17 protein-coding genes and 1 pseudogene are annotated in these 18,716 nt (G+C 69.0%); 10 read left to right on the plus strand and 8 right to left on the minus strand.

Annotation, left to right across the window (positions count from 1 at the left end; genetic code table 11):
- The 4 genes from RT309_RS00690 to RT309_RS00705 form a co-directional block, all read left to right on the plus strand.
- On the plus strand, window positions 1–627 hold a 627-nt coding region (locus tag RT309_RS00690; protein ID WP_313354393.1), incomplete at its 5' end, for a substrate-binding domain-containing protein.
- Window positions 628–716: 89 nt separating this feature from the next.
- On the plus strand, window positions 717–2,000 hold the full coding sequence (locus RT309_RS00695) for an extracellular solute-binding protein (protein ID WP_313354394.1): 1,284 nt from the start codon (window positions 717–719) through the stop codon (window positions 1,998–2,000).
- A 74-nt stretch (window positions 2,001–2,074) separates the two neighbouring features.
- On the plus strand, window positions 2,075–2,965 hold the full coding sequence (locus RT309_RS00700) for a sugar ABC transporter permease (RefSeq protein ID WP_313354396.1): 891 nt from the start codon (window positions 2,075–2,077) through the stop codon (window positions 2,963–2,965).
- Entirely contained in the window at window positions 2,962–3,879 is a 918-nt protein-coding gene (locus RT309_RS00705; RefSeq protein ID WP_313354398.1) for a carbohydrate ABC transporter permease, read from the plus strand. The genes RT309_RS00700 and RT309_RS00705 overlap by 4 nt, the downstream gene beginning before the upstream one ends.
- Window positions 3,880–3,963: 84 nt before the next feature.
- Here RT309_RS00705 and RT309_RS00710 read toward each other — a convergent pair whose 3' ends face one another.
- The 6 genes from RT309_RS00710 to RT309_RS00735 are packed head-to-tail and all read right to left on the minus strand — an operon-like array spanning window position 3,964 to window position 7,697.
- Window positions 3,964–4,128: a hypothetical protein gene (locus tag RT309_RS00710; protein ID WP_313354400.1), complete on the minus strand. Its 165-nt coding sequence runs from the start codon at window positions 4,126–4,128 to the stop codon at window positions 3,964–3,966.
- A 16-nt stretch (window positions 4,129–4,144) separates the two neighbouring features.
- Complete coding sequence (locus RT309_RS00715) at window positions 4,145–4,750, minus strand: metal-dependent transcriptional regulator (RefSeq protein WP_313354402.1); 606 nt, start codon at window positions 4,748–4,750, stop codon at window positions 4,145–4,147.
- Between the two features lie 2 nt (window positions 4,751–4,752).
- The gene (locus RT309_RS00720) at window positions 4,753–5,079 is read right to left on the minus strand and encodes a hypothetical protein (RefSeq protein ID WP_313354404.1); all 327 of its coding nucleotides are present in this window, start codon (window positions 5,077–5,079) and stop codon (window positions 4,753–4,755) included.
- 40 nt (window positions 5,080–5,119) lie between these two features.
- Window positions 5,120–5,983 carry a metal ABC transporter permease gene (locus tag RT309_RS00725; RefSeq protein ID WP_313354406.1) on the minus strand — a complete coding sequence of 288 codons (864 nt, stop codon included), beginning with the start codon at window positions 5,981–5,983 and terminating at the stop codon, window positions 5,120–5,122.
- Window positions 5,980–6,759 (minus strand): metal ABC transporter ATP-binding protein, encoded by a 780-nt coding sequence (locus tag RT309_RS00730; protein WP_313354408.1) that lies wholly within the window; start codon window positions 6,757–6,759, stop codon window positions 5,980–5,982. The genes RT309_RS00725 and RT309_RS00730 overlap by 4 nt, the downstream gene beginning before the upstream one ends.
- The gene (locus RT309_RS00735) at window positions 6,756–7,697 is read right to left on the minus strand and encodes a metal ABC transporter substrate-binding protein (protein ID WP_313354410.1); all 942 of its coding nucleotides are present in this window, start codon (window positions 7,695–7,697) and stop codon (window positions 6,756–6,758) included. The genes RT309_RS00730 and RT309_RS00735 overlap by 4 nt, the downstream gene beginning before the upstream one ends.
- A 106-nt stretch (window positions 7,698–7,803) precedes the next feature.
- Between RT309_RS00735 and RT309_RS00740 the strand changes: the two genes are divergently transcribed.
- Both RT309_RS00740 and RT309_RS00745 read left to right on the plus strand, forming a co-directional pair.
- A complete protein-coding gene (locus RT309_RS00740) occupies window positions 7,804–8,430 on the plus strand; it encodes a TrmH family RNA methyltransferase (protein WP_313354412.1) in 627 nt (208 codons plus the stop codon).
- A gap of 70 nt (window positions 8,431–8,500) precedes the next feature.
- Complete coding sequence (locus tag RT309_RS00745; protein ID WP_313354414.1) at window positions 8,501–10,216, plus strand: acyl-CoA dehydrogenase; 1,716 nt, start codon at window positions 8,501–8,503, stop codon at window positions 10,214–10,216.
- A gap of 204 nt (window positions 10,217–10,420) precedes the next feature.
- Here the strand turns inward: RT309_RS00745 and RT309_RS00750 are convergent, their stop codons facing one another.
- The gene (locus RT309_RS00750) at window positions 10,421–11,773 is read right to left on the minus strand and encodes an MATE family efflux transporter (protein WP_313354415.1); all 1,353 of its coding nucleotides are present in this window, start codon (window positions 11,771–11,773) and stop codon (window positions 10,421–10,423) included.
- Window positions 11,774–11,965: 192 nt separating this feature from the next.
- Here RT309_RS00750 and RT309_RS00755 point away from each other — a divergent pair, with 192 nt between their 5' ends.
- Window positions 11,966–15,022, plus strand: a complete 3,057-nt coding sequence (locus tag RT309_RS00755; protein WP_313354417.1) for a right-handed parallel beta-helix repeat-containing protein — start codon at window positions 11,966–11,968, stop codon at window positions 15,020–15,022.
- 151 nt (window positions 15,023–15,173) lie between these two features.
- Window positions 15,174–15,734 carry a DUF1992 domain-containing protein gene (locus tag RT309_RS00760; protein ID WP_313354419.1) on the plus strand — a complete coding sequence of 187 codons (561 nt, stop codon included), beginning with the start codon at window positions 15,174–15,176 and terminating at the stop codon, window positions 15,732–15,734.
- A gap of 3 nt (window positions 15,735–15,737) precedes the next feature.
- Here RT309_RS00760 and RT309_RS00765 read toward each other — a convergent pair whose 3' ends face one another.
- Window positions 15,738–16,187: a hypothetical protein gene (locus RT309_RS00765; protein ID WP_313354421.1), complete on the minus strand. Its 450-nt coding sequence runs from the start codon at window positions 16,185–16,187 to the stop codon at window positions 15,738–15,740.
- Window positions 16,188–16,295: 108 nt separating this feature from the next.
- Here RT309_RS00765 and RT309_RS00770 point away from each other — a divergent pair, with 108 nt between their 5' ends.
- Window positions 16,296–18,260, plus strand: coding sequence for a M13-type metalloendopeptidase (locus RT309_RS00770; protein WP_313354423.1), 1,965 nt, complete (start codon window positions 16,296–16,298; stop codon window positions 18,258–18,260).
- Window positions 18,261–18,376: 116 nt separating this feature from the next.
- Window positions 18,377–18,716 (plus strand): annotated as a pseudogene (locus RT309_RS00775) (serine hydrolase); the annotation flags it as partial.

Genomic DNA, 18,716 nt, shown 5'->3' on the forward strand with positions numbered 1-18,716 from the left:
GACCTGGCATTCCTCGCTCCCGAGCGCGCTGTCGGCACACCGATCGTGTTCGTCGACCGCCCCCCGCGCGGCATGCACGCCGACGTCGTGCTCGTCGACAACGAGCGTGGCGCCGGCGACGCGGTGCGGCACCTGGTGCGCTCCGGCCACCGCAGCATCGCGTGCATCGCGCACATCTCGGGTCGCTTCACCTCCGAGCGCCGCCAGGCGGGCTTCCGCCGCGGCGTGCGGGAATGCGGCCTGCCCGACCGGCCCGAGCTCATCGTCGAGGTCGAGGATGAGGTCGAGGCGTGCGTCGAGGCGCTGCGCGAGCTGTTCTCGCTGCCGGATCCGCCGACCGCACTGTTCACCACCAACAGCCGCACGACCAAGGCGGTCCTCGGAGCACTGCGCCTGATCGGGGCCCGCCCGGCGCTGGTCGGCTTCGACGACTTCGAGCTCGCCGAGCTGCTTTCGCCGCCGGTGACGACCATCGCCCAGGACCCCGCCATGATCGGCGCCGCCGCCGCCGATCTGCTCTTCGACCGCATCGCGGGGCTCGCCGGCCCCGAGCGGCACATCGTTCTGGGCACGCGGCTGATCACCCGCGGCTCCGGCGAGCAGCCGCCAGATGTTGCGGGGTTGTGACTGCACGCTGTTGCTTTTGGCAACGTTTTCAGTTTCTATGTCAGGAGAGCCGCGGAGCTCCGCGGGCCATAGTTCCAATGGAGGATCACATGCGCAAAGCGCTTGCAGCAGTCGCTGGTCTCGCCGCAGTCGGTCTGGCGCTCGCCGGATGCTCGGGCGGCGCAGACAGCGGCAACGCCGGCGGGTCGGATGACGACAGCCAGGTCGAGGTTTTCACCTGGTGGGCCGCCGGGTCTGAGAAGGCCGGTCTCGACGCGCTCGTCAAGGTGTTCGACGAGCAGTTCCCGAACACCGAGTTCGTCAACGCGGCCGTCGCCGGCGGCGCCGGATCGAACGCCAAGAACGCGCTCGCCTCACGCCTCAAGGCCAACAACCCGCCGGACTCGTTCCAGGCGCACGCCGGCGCTGAGCTCACCGACTACATCGAGGCCGACAAGCTCGAGGACCTCAGCTCGTTCTACAAGGACAACGGTCTGAACGACGTCTTCCCGTCGACGCTGCTCGACCGGCTGACCGTCGACGGCAAGATCTACTCGGTGCCCAGCAACATCCACCGCGCCAACGTCGTGTGGCTGAACACCTCGGTGCTCACCGACGCCGGCATCGACCCCACCAAGGCGCCCGCCGATCTGGACGCCTGGCTCGCCGACATGGAGACCCTGAAGGCGAACGGCGTCGAGACCCCGCTCTCGGTCGCCACCGACTGGACCCAGGTGCAGCTGTTCGAGAACGTGCTGCTCTCGGTGCTCGGCGCCGACGGATACTCGGGGCTGTGGGACGGCTCGACCAAGTTCGATGACGCCAAGGTGACCAAGGCGATCGACTACTACACGAAGCTGCTCTCGTTCGCCAACACCGACGGCACCGGTCAGGACTGGCCGGTCGCGACCGACATGGTCATCGACGGCACGGCCGCCTACAACGTGATGGGCGACTGGGCGCTGGCGCAGTTCGACGCCAAGGGCAAGGTCTACGGCACCGATTACACCACCTGGCCCACCCCCGGCACCGACGGAACGTTCGACTTCCTCGCCGACTCCTTCACCCTGCCGGTCGGTGCCCCGCACGCCGGTGGCGCGAAGAACTGGCTGAAGACGATCAGCTCGGCCGACGGCCAGAAGGCGTTCAACCTCGCCAAGGGCTCGATCCCCGCGCGCACCGACGCCGACCCGGCTGACTACCCGGAGTACCAGCAGGGTGCGATCGCCTCGTTCTCCGAGGACACCGTGGTCAGCTCGCTGGCGCACGGCGCTGCCGTGAAGGTGTCGTGGCTGAACGACGTCACCTCCGCGATCGGTCAGTTCGTCTCGACCAGCGATGCGAAGACGCTGCAGGACGCGCTGGTGCAGGCACAGACCAAGGCGCTCGGCTAGACAGCATCCGATCCATATGCGGGGCGGCGTGACGGCGCCGCCCCGCACCCATCTGCCGCGTCAAGGAGGACACGATGCGCAAAGGCGTTCGCAACTGGGGCCCGCCCCTGCTGCTGATCTCACCCACGATCGTGCTGCTGGGCATCTTCGTCTACATCCTCATCGGCGTGAACTTCTCGACGGCCATGACAAAGGACTCCGCGCTGAGCGCATCGGAGTTCGTCGGGCTGCAGAACTTCGTCGACCTGCTCACCGAGCCGCGCTTCCTGCACTCGCTGGCCAACCTCGGCATCTTCACCGTGTTCTTCATGGTCGGCACGATGCTGTTCGGCTTCCTCTGGGCGTGGATGCTCGACAAGGGCGTCACCGCCGAAGGCGCGTTCCGCTCGATCTATCTCTTCCCGATGGCCGTCTCGTTCGTGGCATCCGGTGTGGTGTGGCGCTGGCTGCTCAGCTCGGCGACCGGCGATCGCGCCTCCGGCCTGAACCGACTGCTCGACTCGATCGGCCTCGGCGCCCTGCAGAACGACTGGTACAACCAGCCGGGGTGGGGCATGGCAGCCATGGCCATGCCCGCGATCTGGCAGCTCGCCGGATACGTCATGGCGCTGTTCCTGGCCGGGTTCCGCGGCGTCCCCGAAGAGCTGCGCGAAGCCGCCCGCATGGACGGCGCCAGTGAATGGAAGCTGTACCGGCACGTGGTCTTCCCGCAGCTGAGCCCGGTGGCCCTGTCGGCGCTCGTCATCGTCGCGCACATGTCGCTGAAGGTGTTCGACCTGATCATGGCGATCACCGGACCGGTGTACGTCACCGAGGTGCCGGCCACCTACATGTGGGTCGCGCTCACCGGCGGCGAGTACGGCAAGGCATCCGCGATCGCGACGGTCCTGCTGCTGCTGGTGTGCATCTTCATCGTCCCCTATCTGATCTCCACGGCCCGTGCCGAGAGGAAGGTGCGTCAATGACCGTCGCAACCGGCATCGAACGCCGCACCACCCCCGCCTCGACCATCCCCACCACGCACAAGGGTCGCGCGCGGCTCGGCCGCACGGCCAAGTACGCAGCTCTGCTGCTCTTCGTCGTCATCGTGCTGATGCCGGTGTACGTGCTGGTCGTGACCAGCCTCAAGCCACCGTCCGACGTGAGCGCCGCAAACTCCTGGGCTCTGCCGTCGCTGTGGCCGTGGCAGGCCGACGCCGACGGGGCCACCGGCTTCGGCAACTGGGCCGACGCGTGGGACTACCTCTCGGCGTCGCTCGGGCGCACCTTCCTGCTGGCGATCCCCGCGGCGCTCATCTCGGCCATGCTCGGCTCGATGAACGGCTTCGTGCTCTCGCGCTGGCGGTTCCCGTACGCGAATGTGGTGTTCACGCTGATCCTGTTCGGCATGTTCATCCCGTACCAGGCGATCATGGTGCCGCTGGTGCAGATGAAGACGTCGCTGGGCATGCCGAGCAACATCGCGACGCTGCTGATCGTGCACATCATCTACGGTCTGCCGATCTGCACGCTGATCTTCCGCAACTACTACGAGGGCGTGCCCGAAGAGCTGATGGAGGCCTCGCGCGTCGACGGCGCGGGCATGCTCGCCTCGTACTGGCGCATCATCCTGCCGCTGTCGCTGCCCGGGTTCGTCGTGACGATCATCTGGCAGTTCACGTCGGCGTGGAACGACTACCTGTTCGCGCTGTTCCTCTCGGATGCCAACCAGGGGCCCGTCTCGCTGTCGCTGGTCAACCTGTCGCAGGGTGCCCAGCTGTCGAACTACGGCGCGTCGATGGCCGGCGCGCTGATCGCATCGTTGCCCACGCTGGTGGTCTACATCATCCTCGGCAAGTACTTCATCGGCGGTCTGATGAGCGGTTCCGTCAAGTCCTGAGGCGGGGGCGCGGCGCTGGCCGCGCGCCCGCAGGCATCCGATCTCGCGGCGCTGGCCGCGCACCGGATGCCCGAGGGGAGATCGTCAGCGGCGCGGCCCGCGGGGACGATCGTCGTCGTGCCAGGGGCCCTCGTACCACTCGCCGCGGTTGTCTTTCTTGCGCGGCTTGAGCAGCTGGATCGTGAAGAGCGTCAACGACGCGAGCCCGATGCTGATCAGCACCAGGAACAGCATGTCGCTCTGGTTCATCTCGATACCTCCGTGGTCAGCCTAGGCTGAGCCACACCGCGTCCGCCGCCCCCTCGGGCAGATCGGCCGGCGCGGTGATCTCGACGCCGACGCTCACGCCCGCGTCCTCCAGTCGCTGCAGCAGGTCGGGGTCGCGATCGCTCACGCGCAGCACGCGGCCGACGTGCCCGTCAGGTGCGTCGCCGAGCAGCACGAACGGCTCACGCACCACGTCGCCGTTCGCGTCGGGGATCGCGTCGCCGTGCGGGTCGAAGCGCGGGCGTCCGAGGCGCGCGTCGACGGCATCCAGCAGCCGGTCGCTGATCGTGTGCTCGAGCACTTCGGCCTCGTCGTGCACCTCGTGCCATGCGTAGCCGAACTCGCGCACCAGCCACGTCTCGATCAGCCGGTGCCGGCGCAGCATCTGCAGGGCGCGCTCGCGCCCGGCATCCGTCAGCTTCACCGCGCCGTACGGCACGTGCGAGACCAGGCCCGCTGCGGAGAGCTTCTTCACCATCTCGGTGACGCTCGACGGGGCGATGCCCAGGGCGCCGGCGAGCTGCGACGGGGTGATCGGCGCATCCTGCCACTCGGTGTGCGCGTACACCGTCTTCAGGTAGTCGTCGAAGGCGGGGGATGCCATGCTCAGCCGCCCAGCGAGATCAGCACGTTGAATGCCGCGTTGCCGGCGAAGAAGAGGATCGCGAACCCGGCGAGCGCGGCGAGCAGCGACAGCCGCCCGTCGTAGTCGTTCACGCCGCGAGTGCCGATCGCACGCGCCCGGAAGGCGAAGAACAGGGTCAGTGCGCCGAGCGCGAGCTGCACCCACGGGCCGCCGGCCGGAAGCAGATCCGGCAGCGCGATGAGCAGCACGCCCAGGGCTCCCGCTGCCAGTGCGAACCAGGTGCTGAGCTGCATCGCCCGGCGCGCCTCGGAGTCGTCGCGGTGCTTCTTGGCGGGGGAGGAGGGCATGGCTTCGAGCCTACCGGGGGCGCCTGTGCCACCGATGACCTCACATACGTACCCTCGTCGGGCGTGCGCGCATCAGCTTCGGCAGCACGCCCTGGCGCGGGCTGAACAGGTAGACCAGCGCGAAAACGGTGCCCTGCACAACCACTACCAGACCACCCGAAGCGGCATCCACCCAGTAGCTCAGGTAGATACCCGCGACAGACGAGGCGGCCGAGATCACGGGGGCGATCACGAGCATGGTGGTGAAGCGGTCGGTGAGCAGGTACGCCGTCGCGCCCGGGATGATCAGCATCGCCACCACGAGGATCACCCCCACCACCTGCAGGGCGACCACCGCAGTCAGCGCGAGCAGGCTCAGCAGCAGGGCGCCCAGCAAGCGGGGCGAGAGCCCGATCGCGAATGCGTGCGCGGGGTCGAAGGCGTACAGGGTGAGGTCGCGCCTCTTCACCAGCAGGATCACGAGCGTGATGGCGGCGAGCACCGCTATCTGCGCGAGATCGCCAGCCGAGACGCCGAGGATGTTGCCGAACACGATGTGGTTCAGATCGGTCTGGCTGGGGGTGACCGAGATCAGCACCAGGCCGAGCGCGAACAGTGTGGTGAAGACTATGCCGATGGCGGCGTCTTCCTTGACTCGGCTGGTGCCGCGGAGCAGCCCGATAAGCCCCACCGCGACGAAGCCGAACACCAGGGCGCCTATGGCGAACGGCGCGCCGAGCACGTATGCGAGCACGACGCCAGGAAGCACGGCATGGGAGACGGCGTCGCCCATCAGCGACCAGCCGATCAGCACGAGCCAGCATGACAGCAGCGCGCACACCACGGCGGCGATAGTCGTGGTGACCAGAGCGCGGATCATGAACTCGTACTGCAGCGGTTCGAGGATCAGGTCGAAGAGGTTCATGAGCCGTCCCTTCCCAGCACATCCAGTCCGAAGGCGCGCGCGAGCACATCCGGCTGCAGCGCGTCGTCGACGGCCCCGTGGAACACCAGCCGTCGCAGCAGCAGCGCTGCCGAGTCGGCCAACGAGGGGAGCGCGTGCAGGTCGTGGGTCGACACGAGCACGGTGCGGCCCTCGGCGGCGGCGTCGCGCAGCAGCCGCACGATCATGGCCTCGGAGCGCTTGTCGACGCCGGCGAACGGTTCATCCAGCAGCAGGATCCGTGCGTCCTGGGCGAGTCCCCGCGCGACGAAGGCGCGCTTGCGCTGTCCGCCCGAGAGCCGGCCGATCTGACGATCGCGGAGGTTGCTCAGCTCGACGCGCTCGAGAGCTGCGTCGACCGCCTCATGGTCGGTGCGCCGCGGGCGTCGCGTGAGACCGAGGTGACCGAACCGGCCCATCATCACCACGTCGCGCACCGAGATCGGAAACGCCCAGTCGACTTCCTCGCTCTGGGGCATGTAGGCGATGAGGCGGCGGCGACGCGCGTCGGAAGGCCTCATCCCGGCCACGGACACCGTCCCGTGTGCGGGTCGCAGCACGCCGGTGAGGCTCTTGAACAGCGTGGACTTGCCTGAGCCGTTCATGCCGACCAGGCCGGTCACCGTGCCGGTGGGAATGCGCAGCGACACGTCGTCGAGGGCGAGCACCTCGCCGTAGCGCACGGTGACGTGCGCCGCCTCGATCGCGGGTGCGCCGGACCCGGCGTCTGGGGCGGGGCGGGGGTGCGGCTCGGTCATGATGCTCGTGCGCCGGTGAGCGCCGCCGCGATGCGGTCGGCGTCGTAGCCGAGCAGGTCGAGGTAGGTGGGGACCGGGCCGTCGGCTGCCGAGAGCGAGTCGACGTAGAGCACGCCGCCGAACTTGGCATCCGTGGCCTCGACCACGCGTTGCATGGGCTTGTCTGACACGGTCGACTCGCAGAAGACGGCCGGTACGTCGTTGTCGCGCACGAACTCGATCACCGCCGCGATCTGCTGGGGCGTGGCTTGCTGTTCGGCGTTGACGGGCCAGATGTACGCCTCGGTGAGCCCTGCGTCTCGGGCGAAGTACGAGAAGGCTCCCTCGCACGTGACCAGCGCACGCTGCTGCTCGGGGATGCCGGCGAGCTCCGCGACCAGGTCATCCTGCACCCGCTGCAGCTTCGCCTTGTACGTCTCGCCGTTGGCGGCGAAGTCGTCGGCGTGCGCGGGTTCGAGTTCGCTGAAGGCGGCGACCATGTTGTCGACGTAGATCTGCGCGTTGACCGGGCTCATCCACGCGTGCGGATTCGGCTTGCCGGCGAAGGCGTCGGCGGTGATGTCGATGGGGTCGACGCCTTTCGAGACGACGACGTGCGGCACGTCGGCCGAATCGACGAACTGCTCGAACCACGCTTCGAGGCCCAGGCCGTTGTCGAGGATCAGGTCGGCGCCGGACGCCTGCGCGATGTCGCGTGGCGTCGGCTCGTACCCGTGGATCTCGGCACCGACCTTGGTGATGGACGCGACGTGCAAGTGCTCGCCGGCGACGTTCTGAGCGATGTCGGCGAGCACGGTGAAGGTGGTGAGCACGGTCGGCCGATCGGGGTCGGAACCCTTATGGCGGCCGCCGAATTCGTCCGTGCAGCCGGCGAGGGTGAAGACGAGGCAGGCGACGGCTGCGAAGGTGATGACTGAGCGCGACGAACTTTTAGGCATGCCGAAAACGTACCTTATTTTCGGCGTGCCGAAAGATCTGCCGTCCGGGTCGGGTTCAGCATCAGGTTCGTCCTCGGAGGGCGGTGGTGTGCTCGAAGATGGAGGGGTGACCGACGAAACACCCGAGCGCAGCACCCATGGGGTGGGCCCACACCCCGGCGGCCCCGAAGAGTGGCCGACTGACGATAACTACGATCCCGAGCTGCTCGCGCACGGCGACACCCGCAACGTCATCGATCGGTACCGGTACTGGCGGATGGATGCCATCGTCGCCGACCTCGACGCGCAGCGGCATGCGTTCCACGTGGCGATCGAGAACTGGCAGCACGACATGAACATCGGCTCGATCGTGCGCAGCGCCAATGCGTTCCTCGCCGACACGGTGCACATCATCGGGCGACGCCGCTGGAACAAGCGCGGCGCGATGGTCACTGACCGATATCAGCACGTCGTGCACCATCCCGACGTCGAGTCGTTCACCGCGTGGGCGGCGGGGGAGGGCATTCCGATCATCGCCGTCGACAATGTCGGCGAGGCGGTGCCGGTCGACCGTGCCGATCTGCCCGAGCGCTGCGTGCTGCTGTTCGGTCAGGAGGGTCCGGGTCTGTCGGACGACGCGCTGGCTGCGGCATCCGGGCACATCGAGATCACGCAGTACGGCTCGACCCGCTCGATCAACGCGAGCGCGGCGGCGGCCGTGGTGATGTACGAGTGGTGCCGCCGGTACGCCTGAGCGCTTCGCCTTCCCTTGAGACGCAGTCTCGCGTAAAGTGGGTCTGAGTCTCACGCGAATGGAGTGCGCCATGGCATCCGGCTACGTCCCCCCGGTCGACGATTACCGCTTCCTCTTCGGCGAGGCGTTCGGCCTCGACCTTCCCGCCCGGGCGACCGGCGGTGCGTTCAGCGCCGAGGACGCGACCGAGATCGTCGCGGGTGCCGGCGAGTTCGCGGCATCCGTTCTGGCGCCGCTCCAGACCAGCGGCGACCGCGAGGGCGCCCGCATCGAAGACGGGCAGGTGCGGCTGCCCGCCGGGTTCGCCGAGGCGTACCAGGCGTTCGTCGAGGCCGGCTGGGTCAGCGCCGAGGCGCCCGAGTCGGCGGGCGGCGACGGGCTGCCCGGCTCGATCCGCGCGGGTCTCGGCGAGATCTGGAACGCCTCCAACGCGGCGTTCGCGCTGTGCTGGCTGCTGACCGCGGGGCAGATCCACGCGCTGGATGCGGCGGCATCCGACGAGATCCGCGAGACCTACCTGGCCAAGCTCGTCTCGGGCGCCTGGACGGGCACGATGAACCTCACCGAGCCCGACGCCGGCACCGACCTCGGCGCGATCCGCACGATCGCGACGCCGCGCGGCGACGGGTCGTGGGGTGTCAGCGGCCAGAAGATCTTCATCACGTGGGGTGACCACGACGTGGCCGAGAACATCGTGCACCTCGTGCTCGCGCGCACGCCCGACGCTCCGGCCGGGGCCAGGGGGCTCTCGCTGTTCGTCGTGCCCAAGTTCCTGCCCGACGCGTCCGGAGCGCCGGGCGAGCGCAACGCCGTCACGACGGTCGCACTCGAGCACAAGCTCGGCATCCACGGCAGCCCCACCTGCGTGCTCGCCTACGAGGACGCGACCGGATACCTCGTCGGCGAGATCGGCGGCGGCCTCGCTGGCATGTTCGTGATGATGAACTCCGCGCGCGCTGGCATGGGCTTCCAGGCGACCGGGATCTCCGACCGCGCGTACCAGCAGGCCGTCGCGTATGCCGGAGGCCGGCTGCAGGGCGCGGTGCTCGACCGCCCGGCAGGCACGCCGATCGCTGAGCATCCCGACGTGCGCCGTCTGCTGCTGTCGATGCAGAGCCGTCTGTTCGCGATGCGCGCGCTGGGCGTCTATGTCGGCGACCTGTTCGACCGGGCGGCGACGGACGGCACCGGAGCGCTCGCCGAGTTCTTCGTGCCGATCCTCAAGGGGTGGGCGACGGAGGACGCCGTCGCGCTGACGAGCGATGCGATCCAGGTGCACGGCGGCATGGGCTTCATCGAGGAGACCGGCGTCGCGCAGCACTATCGGGATGCCCGGATCATGCCGATCTACGAGGGCACCACGGCGATCCAGTCGAACGACCTCATCGGCCGCAAGGTGATCCGCGACGGCGGTGCGACGGCCGAGGCGCTCTTCTCCCTTGTCGGTGAGAACGTCGAGGCGCTGCGCGCTCTGGATCACGCGGTGGCGACCCGTACCGCCGATCGCCTGGAACGCGCGGTCGACGCGGCGCGCCGCGCCACGGCATCCGTCATCGATTTCGGTGCGAGCCGCGACGCCTACGGCGTCAGCGTGCCGTACCTCATGCTGCTCGGCACTCTCGCCGGCGGATGGATGCACGGTCTCGCCGTCACCGCGGTTCTGACGCACGAGAAGCCGGATGCCGCGGACGCCGCGCGCCTGATCTCGGCCGACTTCTACGGCGCCCACCACCTGCCGCGCGTGCACATGCTCGCCGAGACGGTCGCAGCGGGCGAGGTCGCCTGACCTCTTCTCGCGCAGCATTCGCTCGACGGCGCGGGCCGTGCCCCGGCCGTGCCGTGCCGGGGAGCCGGATGTCGGTCATCCGGGCCTGAGAACCGGCGTTGGACTCCCCGCGTTGGGCAGCCGAGCTCGACGCCCGGGCGAGCCGCGAGGCGTGAGCACCCGTCTCAGCGGTCTTCGTGCCTGAGCGCCCCGCCACTCAGCAGCTCAGGCGCCCACTTTCGTCCACGCGTCGGTGCGCACCCGCCAGCCGAGGGAGCCGAGGCGCGCGAGCAGGTACACGCCGAAGAACGCAACGGCGAGCCAGACGAGTCCCGCAGAGCCGGCGATACCGGTGGCGGCGATGATCCACAGTGCAGGCAGGAAGGGCACGAGATTCAGCAGCCCGGCGACGGCGAGGTAGCGCGCGTCGTTCGCGCCCATCAGCACGCCGTCGAGCACGAAGACGATCCCGGCGACCGGCTGCGCGACCGCGAGCACGAGGAACGCGGGCTGCACGAGCGCGCCGATCTCGGCATCCCCGGTGAAGACCACGCCGATCGCCCCCGAGAGGGCGGCGATGACGCCGCCGACGATCACTCCGAACCAGGCTCCCCACGCCACCGTGCGGCGCAGCACGCGGTGCATCTGCGCGATATCGCCCGAGCCGAGGCTCCTGCCGATCATCGCCTGCGCGGCGATCGCCAGAGCGTCGAGCGCGAAGGCGGCTGTCGAGAAGATCGTGAAGGCGATCTGCCAGCCGGCGAGCTCCTGCGTGCCGATGCCGGTGGCGACGCCGACCGTCGCGAGCAGGGCGACGCGCAGGCTGACGGTGCGCAGGAACAGCCATCCGCCCGACCGGGCCGTGCCCCGGATGCCGCTGCGCTGAGCCTTCATCGACGCGCCGTGCCTGAGGGCGAGACGGCGGATGACGACCACGTACGCGGAGACCATTCCCCACTGCGCGGCGACCGTGCCGAACGCGGAGCCGGCGATGCCCCAGCCGAGTCCATAGATGAAGAGCCAGTTGAGCAGGGCGTTGGCGCCGAAGCCGAGGCCGGCGATCCACAGCGGGGTCATGGTGTCCTGCATCCCGCGCAGCAGCCCGGTGGCGGCGAACACGATGAGCATGGCGGGCAGACCCCACATCGAGATGGTGAGGTACGTCTGCGCCTCGGCGGAGACAGCGGCGGATGCCCCGAACGCGGCGACCAGTGCCGGGCTGGCGAGGGCTCCGGCGACGGCGAGGACGGCGCCCAGGCCCAGGGCGAGCCACATGCCGTCGATGCCGACCGAGACGGCGTCGCCGGGTTTCCCCGCCCCGAACCGGCGGGCGACGGCGGGGGTGGTCGAGTACGCGAGGAAGATCATCAGGCCGACGATCGTCTGCAGCACCGCGCTGGCGATGCCGAGGCCGGCGAGCGGTGCGGTGCCGAGGTGGCCGACCATCACCGAGTCGAGGATGAGGAAGGCGGGCTCGGCGACGAGGGCACCGAGGGCGGGCACGGCGAGCCGCAAGATCTCGCGGTTCAGCGACCGCGACGGATGAGACGCGGACGGCGGGGATGCAGGGGTGGCCACGTGACGAGCCTAGGGCGCGTGTCTCGACGCCCTCCGCGTCATATCGCGAACTGGCGCTTGTGAGCGCAAACATTTTTTGGCTAGGGTCGTTGCAACACAGCGTGTTTGCGGACGCACGGCATCGGCCGAGTCGATCTGCGGCACCCCGAACCCCGCGATGCAGCAGGGGTCCGCTCGATGAGGAGAGAATCGATGAGAATACGCAGACCGGCGATAGCGGCCGCCATCGCGGTCGCCGTCGCCCTGCCCCTGCTGGGCGCAGCACCGAGCCAGGCTGCGGCCGGGGACGCCCCCGAGTTCCGCTTCGTGGACTGCGCCGCGCCGGCCGGAGGCGACGGCACCGTCGAGAGCCCGCTGAACACGCTGGAGCAGGTGAACGCCCTCGAGCTGAGCGCCGGCGATCACGTGTTCTTCAAGCGCGGCTCCACGTGCGACGGCAGTCTGCAGCCCCAGGGGTCCGGCGCCGCCGGCAACCCCGTCGTGATCGATGCCTACGGTGACGCCGATGCCGAGAAGCCGCACATCCGCGGCGGTGGCGTCGAGGAGGCTGTGCTGCTGCACAACCAGGAGTACTGGGAGCTGCGCAACCTGCAGATCAGCAACATCGACGCCGACCCCGCTCAGCGGTACAAGCACGAGCGCCGTGGCGTCGTCATCGCGCTCGAGGACTTCGGGCAGGGTGACTACTACCGCGTCGTCGGTCTCGACATCCACGACGTCTACGGCCAGGGCAAGAAGGACCTGGGCGGCTCTGGAGGAATCCAACTCGAGGTGTACGCGAACGCCGACGAGTCCAAGCGCAAGAAGACGTGGTTCAACGACGTCGTGATCGAGGACAACTCGGTCGAGAACGTCAACCGCAGCGGCATCAATATGTCGACAGCATGGAAGTGCCGCCCGGAGAACGGGTGGGACGGATGCCCTCCGGCCGACCGCCAGAAGCTGGTGTGGACGCCCACGACGGGTCTGGTCATCCGCGGGAACACCGTGAAGAACGTCGGTGGCGACGGCATCGTCATCCAGATGAACCGCGACGCGCTCGTCGAGTACAACACCGTCTCCGACGTCGCCAACCGCGCGAACGGCTCCAACGCCGGCGTCTGGGCATGGAACGCCGATGGCACCGTGTTCCAGTACAACGAGGTCTTCGACGTCAAGCGCCTGCCCGACAACAACGACGGCAACGCCTTCGACGCCGACTACGGCACCACCGGCACGGTGTTCCAGTACAACTACAGCCACGACAACGCGGGCGGCATGATGCTGTACTGCGGCTGCGGCGGGCTCTCGACCAAGGTCACGTTCCGCTACAACGTCTCGGAGAACGACAGGAACCGCCTGAACTTCGTCGCCGGCGGCACCGAGAACGCGTTCTACAACAACACGATCATCGCGCCCGACGCGGCGAACTTCGTGATCAACAACACCAACGGCAACGGCACCTCGATGCTGATGGCGAACAACCTCTTCATCGCCTCGAAGGACGTCGCCGACCAGTCGCAGAACAACACCGGTGCGAACGCCATCCAGTGGCGCAACAACGCCTTCTCGGGCCCCGTCTCCGGATGGCCGGCCTCGAGCGACTCGGTGACCTTCGCCGACCGGCTCGCACTGGCCGCCGGTGAGGGCATGGATCGATTCAAGATCCGCGACGAGCGTCTCGCCGGCAAGGGCATCCCGATCGCCGAGCCCGGCACTCGGGATCTGTTCGGCAACGCGGTGCCGTCGTCCTGCCGCCCGGACATCGGCGCATTCCAGTTCAGCGGCGCAGCCGATGACTGCGGTGTCCGAGCAGCGACCATCGTCGCGGGTGCGGAGCGCGAGGTGCCGGTGGCGGCGCTGACGACCTACCGCGTCACGAGCGCGACCGGCGCGGTGTCGGTCGTGAACCCGAAGAACGTCACCACCGTTCCGGGAGCTGCGGGGGGCGCGGTGTTCCCCACCACGATGGACGCCACGACGGTGAAGCTCACCTGCGCACCGGGCGAGGACTGCACGGACGTGCGGATGATCGTGGTTCAGAACCTCGGCATCGACCCGTCCTTCGAGTCGGCCTCCAACTCCCCGTGGGGCAACTGGAACACGAACCGGGCGACCGACCACCTCATCTCGGGTGCCAAGGCGCTGCGGATCAATGGCCTGGGCTCGTCCGAGCAGCGTGTGATCAGCGTGCTTCCGAACACCGACTACACCCTGCGCGGCTGGGCGGCTTCGACGGACGGACGTCCTGTTCAGGTCGGCTTGAAGAACTTCGACGGCAACCAGACGCCGGGCGATCCCAACCAGAAGCAGGAGTTCGTCTCGGTCACCGGAGCGGAGATGACGCAGGTCAGCGTGCCGTTCAACTCCGGCAACAGCACCGTGCTGAACATCTACTGCTACCGGCCGCAGGCCGGCGGCAGCGGCTACTGCGACGACATCACGCTGACGAGTGACGTCGACCAGACGCGCGCCGCGCTGCAGCCAGCAGCGACGACCGCGCGCGAGGGCCAGAACGCCACGTTCTTCGCCTCGTTCGTCGGCGTGGACCGGGGCAACGTCTCCTGGCAGCAGGACGTCGGCGGCACCTGGACCGACGTGCCCGGTTCGGTGGGACCGGCTCTTACCCGTGAGGCCGTGGCGCTGGATGCCGACGGCGCGCGATTCCGTGCGGTCGTGCACGGCACCGGCGGTGTGGTCGCCAGCGAGCCGGCGACCCTGACGGTCGCCCCGGCGCTGGCTGCGGCATCCGTCACCACCGGTCCGGCAGATCTGAAGGTCGACGAAGGCGCCGACGCGCGGTTCGCGGTCACGTTCGCCGGCAACCCTGCTCCCGCCGTGCAGTGGCAGCGCAGCGTCGCAGTCGACTCGGGCGAGCGCGCGGCGGACGCGGGCGGCTGGCAGGACGTCGAGGGTGCGACCGGAGCTGAGCTGATGCTCACCGCCGTGCCCGCCGACCTCGACGGCGTGCAGTACCGCGCGGTCGTGACGAACGCCTTCGGCGCGGTGGTCAGTGACCCCGCGACGCTCTCCGTCAGCGCGGCGGTCACGACGCCCGGCGGCCCTGGCGACGGTGACACGGACGGCGGCGCCCCTGGCATCGGTGGCACCGGTGGAGACTCCGGCTCCTCGGCCGCGGGCGATGACAGCACGCTGGCCGCGACCGGCGGCACCGTGTCTGCCGTGCTCATCGGCTTCGCCGTGGCGCTGCTCATCGGCGGTACGGTGCTCGTGCGCCGTCGTCGCGCGACGGCCGTCGAGCTCGAGTAACCCTCTCCTACGACGCCCCGCATCCTTCCGAGGATGCGGGGCGTCGCTGTGCCATGGATGGCGAGGTGCGGTCATGGCCGCGCTGCGCTGTCGAGTATCTGCGCCGCGACGCTGACGGCCGCGTACCCTGGATCGCACGGAGGTGCCTGCCATGTCTGACGCGATGAGCGATGCCGCCCGCTACCGCGCCCGTCGCGACGCGCAGCAGGATGCCGAAGCCGAGCCCGAGACCGACGCACCGATGGTGCTCAACTCCCAGAACAAGGCGGTGTTCGTCGAGACCGCCATCCAGCTCGCGATCCGCCGCGGCGAGTTCGACAACCTGCCCGGCGCCGGCAAACCGCTCGAAGGGCTGGGTACGCACCATGATCCCGACTGGTGGATCCGCCGCAAGATCGAGAACGAGAACCTGTCGGGTCTGGGGCCGCCCGCGCTCCTGCTGCGCGTCGAGGACCGCGGGCTCGACGACGAGCTCGATCAGCTCGGCCGCGAGGAGGACGTGCGTGGCGTGCTCGAGGACTTCAACCGGCGCGTGATCGATGCTCGTCGCCAGCTGCGGGGCGGGCCGCCGGTTGTCACGCGGCCCCGCGACGTCGAAGCCGAAGTGGCGGCGTGGCGAGAGCGCCGCTCGTCGCGGCGGGCGGATGCCTCTGCCGAGGCCCCGCCTGAGACCGGAATCTCCGGCCGCCGGCGCTGGTGGGGGCGTCGCTGAGCGTCAGCCGATGACGGTGATTTGCTCGGGCGAGCGTGCCTCGATCTGCACGAAGTCCTCGTGCGGACGGATCTCGCCGGACACGCAGATCTCCCTCTGGTCGTACTCGATCGCCGGATCGAACGGGAACGCGCTGCGATGGTCGTCGAATATGACCGTGGTGAACCCGGTCGTATCGGGGTAGTCGCGTCCGAGGTTGAGGAACGTCGGCTGGCCCACACTCTTCGTCGCCGTGAAGGTGCTGACGACCGCGCCGCAGACAGTGGCGGTGCTGCCGATGTTCGCTCGTGCCTCCGACCAGTCGAGCGCACCCTCCGGCCGTTCGGATGGTGCAGCCTGCTCGACGGCGGTATCGATCGCAGCTGATCCCGAAGGCGCATCTGCGGTCTCGGGCACGGTGCACGCGCACAGCGGCAGGGCCAGCAGGAGGATCGCGAGGAGGCGGAGCTTCACAGCCTGTAAGAGTAGCGGGGTTCCGTCCCCTTCCCGGAGCGTGAACCGCCGTCTTCGCATCCCGACCCCGACCGCCTGCTCTGTCGGGGCCGGATTAGGCTGGAGCGCATGACTGACGTTCTGCCCTCCGGCCTTGCCATCAGCGAATTCAGCTCCGACATCCGTCCGCAGGACGACCTGTACCGCCACGTCAACGGCGCGTGGCTCGACGCCGCCGAGATCCCGGCCGACAAAGCGCGCTGGGGCTCGTTCCACATGCTCGCCGAGCAGGCCGAGAAGGACGTCCGCGAGATCATCGTCGAATCGCAGGATGCCGCCGAGGGCACCCTCGAGCGCAAGGTCGGCGATCTGTTCCGCAGCTTCATGGACACCGACCGCATCGCCGAGGTCGGCCTCGCTCCGCTGCAGTCCGAGTTGGCGAAGGTCGACGCGGTCGACAGCATCCCGTCGTTCCTGCAGACGGTCGGCACGCTCGACCGCGACGGCATCGCCGCGCTGATCGGCGTCTTCATCGAACCCGATCCGGGCAACCCCGAGCGCTACGTTCCGTTCGCCGTGCAGGCAGGGCTGTCGCTGCCCGACGAGAGCTACTACCGCCTCGAGAATTTCGAGGGCACCCGCGCGGCGTACCGCGCGCACCTCGAGCGCATCCTCGCCCTCGCCTCGATCGACGATGCTGCCGGCCAGGCCGACCGCGCCTTCGCCCTCGAGCACGACATCGCCGGTCATCACTGGGACAACGTCGCCTCGCGCGACGCCGTGAAGACGTACAACCTGAAGACCTGGGACGAGTTCCGGGCACTGGTCGGGGTCGACCTGACGCCGTGGCGGGATGCCGTGGCAGCAGCCAATCCGAGCGCCTTCGACGAGCTCGTCGTCTACCAGCCCAGCTTCTTCGAGGGTCTGGGCGCGCTGCTCATCGACGAGCGTCTCGACGACTGGAAGGCGTGGCTGCGCGCCAAGGTCGTGCACGGCATGGCCGCCTACCTCACCGACGACTTCGTCGACGAGAACTTCTCGTTCTACGGCACCGAGCTCACCGGCACCCCCTCGATCCGCGAGCGCTGGAAGCGTGGCGTCTCACTCGTCGAGGGCTCGCTCGGCGACGCCGTCGGCCGCATCTACGTCGAACGGCACTTCCCGGCCGAATCCAAGGCCGCGATGGATGAGCTGGTCGCCAACCTCATCGAGGCGTACCGGCAGAGCATCCGGCAGCTGGAGTGGATGAGCCCCGAGACGCGTGAGAAGGCGCTCGCCAAGCTCGACACCTTCCGCCCGAAGATCGGCCACCCCGACGTGTGGCGCGACTACGACGGCGTCGACATCGACCCAGCCGATCTGGTCGGCAACGCCCGCCGCGCGACGGTCTTCGAGCACGACCGTCAGGTCGCGAAGGTCGGCAAGCCGATCGATCGCGACGAGTGGTTCATGCCGCCGCAGATGGTCAATGCGTACTACAACCCGCTGATGAACGAGATCGTCTTCCCCGCGGCGATCCTGCAGTACCCGTTCTTCGACCCGAAGCGCGACGCGGCCGCGAACTACGGCGGCATCGGCGCGGTGATCGGGCACGAGATCGGCCACGGCTTCGACGATCAGGGCAGCCGCTACGACGGCGACGGTCGTCTGCAGGACTGGTGGACGGATGCCGATCGCGCGGCGTTCGACGAACGCACCAAGGCGCTCATCGCCCAGTACGACGCGCTCACCCCGCTCGGCCTGAGCGATGAGAACAGGGTGAACGGCGCGCTGACGATCGGCGAGAACATCGGCGACCTCGGCGGTCTCGGCATCGCGCTGAAGGCCTACGAGCTCTCGCTCGGGGGCGAGGAGGCGCCCGTGATCGACGGCTACACGGGCATCCAGCGCCTGCTGCTGTCGTGGGCGCAGGTGTGGCAGCAGAAGAGCCGCGAGGCCGAGACGATCCGTCTGCTCACGATCGACCCCCACTCGCCGAACGAGTTCCGCTGCAACCAGATCCTCAGCAACATCGACGCCTTCTATGAGGCGTTCGACGTGACCGAAGGCGACCGGCTGCACCTGCCGTCTCAGCAGCGGGTCACCATCTGGTGAGGGCCGGTTCCCCGGCCCCGGGTCGCGGGTTACGATAGCCCGGGCGCCGCCCTTCAGGCATGCGAGGTCGCGCAGTGCGCCCGGCCGCATCCCTTCTCTCGGATAGGACATCGCGCGTGGTCCCGTCACCCGCTCCCGAACCGTCCCCCGGCGTGCCCGCAGCGCGCCGGCGAGCGCAGCGCGGCACGCGGCGCGTTCCGCGTCGGGCGGCCGCCGGACGTCGCTCGTTCGCGTCGAGCCTGCGTCGTCTGGAAGAGCTGGCGCAGACCGGAGCGCAGGTCTCGGTGCACGTCGTCGAGCTCGACTCGGGCCGCGTCGTGCTGAGCGGGGACGACCACGTGCCCCTGCCGATCGCGGGGCTCGGAGTCGTTCCCGTGCTGGTCGAGACCGCCTCGGGCTTCGAGTCGCGCAGGCTCGACCCGCTGCGCATCATCGATCGGCCCGACGATCTCGTCG

This window comes from Microbacterium sp. (genome assembly GCF_032084865.1).
GTDB lineage: Bacteria > Actinomycetota > Actinomycetes > Actinomycetales > Microbacteriaceae > Microbacterium.

Bases quoted from the DNA above. Each gene is read 5' to 3' on its own strand.
- RT309_RS00735 (WP_313354410.1), bottom strand. From the start codon at position 7,697: ATGCCTAAAAGTTCGTCGCGCTCAGTCATCACCTTCGCAGCCGTCGCC.
- RT309_RS00705 (WP_313354398.1), top strand. From the start codon at position 2,962: ATGACCGTCGCAACCGGCATCGAACGCCGCACCACCCCCGCCTCGACC.
- RT309_RS00745 (WP_313354414.1), top strand. From the start codon at position 8,501: ATGGCATCCGGCTACGTCCCCCCGGTCGACGATTACCGCTTCCTCTTC.
- RT309_RS00770 (WP_313354423.1), top strand. From the start codon at position 16,296: ATGACTGACGTTCTGCCCTCCGGCCTTGCCATCAGCGAATTCAGCTCC.
- RT309_RS00760 (WP_313354419.1), top strand. From the start codon at position 15,174: ATGTCTGACGCGATGAGCGATGCCGCCCGCTACCGCGCCCGTCGCGAC.
- RT309_RS00725 (WP_313354406.1), bottom strand. From the start codon at position 5,983: ATGAACCTCTTCGACCTGATCCTCGAACCGCTGCAGTACGAGTTCATG.
- RT309_RS00730 (WP_313354408.1), bottom strand. From the start codon at position 6,759: ATGACCGAGCCGCACCCCCGCCCCGCCCCAGACGCCGGGTCCGGCGCA.
- RT309_RS00710 (WP_313354400.1), bottom strand. From the start codon at position 4,128: ATGAACCAGAGCGACATGCTGTTCCTGGTGCTGATCAGCATCGGGCTC.
- RT309_RS00720 (WP_313354404.1), bottom strand. From the start codon at position 5,079: ATGCCCTCCTCCCCCGCCAAGAAGCACCGCGACGACTCCGAGGCGCGC.
- RT309_RS00755 (WP_313354417.1), top strand. From the start codon at position 11,966: ATGAGAATACGCAGACCGGCGATAGCGGCCGCCATCGCGGTCGCCGTC.
- RT309_RS00715 (WP_313354402.1), bottom strand. From the start codon at position 4,750: ATGGCATCCCCCGCCTTCGACGACTACCTGAAGACGGTGTACGCGCAC.
- RT309_RS00695 (WP_313354394.1), top strand. From the start codon at position 717: ATGCGCAAAGCGCTTGCAGCAGTCGCTGGTCTCGCCGCAGTCGGTCTG.
- RT309_RS00700 (WP_313354396.1), top strand. From the start codon at position 2,075: ATGCGCAAAGGCGTTCGCAACTGGGGCCCGCCCCTGCTGCTGATCTCA.